This window comes from Paenibacillus sp. 01T422 (genome assembly GCF_056398785.1).
Map to the genome: position 1 here is coordinate 1 of NZ_JBFTQB010001523.1, position 616 is coordinate 616.

Below are 616 nucleotides of genomic sequence, written 5' to 3' on the forward strand. Positions count from 1 at the left end.
GGATAAGCTTGAATCTCGTTATCAGCCGCGCATGCTGGATAAGCTTGAATCTCGTTATCAGCCGCGCATGCTGGACAAAAGCTTGGAGGAACGTGTAGCCGAGTTAGCGCAAATTCAGAACGAGAACGGGTATATGGTCGATTGGTCGCAGACACAAGACGATACCTATACGTTTAGCGAGCATAATTGCCCAATCGCTCAGGTGGCGAATACATTCGGGCAAGCGTGCCAATGCGAACTTTCTCTGTTTCGGAATTTGCTAGACGCGAAGGTTGAGCGAACAGAATGTTTAGCCAAAGGCGCGAACAAATGCGTCTATGTCATTAGCAAAAAATAAATAAAAGGCTGTCCCAATAAGTAGAATATTCTACTCTTGGGACAGCCTTTTATTTATTTAAACCGGACGCTACCGAGATGATCGACGTTGCTTCCAAATTAACACCCTAAGCTCCTGCTAATTATTACTTGCGACGCTCTAATAGTCCTATTAACTGGAATTTCTCCACTAGCGTTGCATCAAACCTTACACATTATCAACTTAGCAGATGTTCGTGCAAAAATTCACAAAGTTTCAAACTGACATAAATTAAAAGTAGCTCCACCTAAGCGTAGGCAC

Annotated in this window: 1 protein-coding gene; it reads left to right on the forward strand. The window is 43.5% G+C overall.

The annotated features are described in order from the left end of the window. A partial coding sequence (locus AC1DUA_RS39970; protein ID WP_477504924.1) for a helix-turn-helix transcriptional regulator occupies positions 1 to 337 on the forward strand: 337 nt, incomplete at its 5' end. Between the last annotated feature and the right edge of the window lie 279 nt (positions 338 to 616).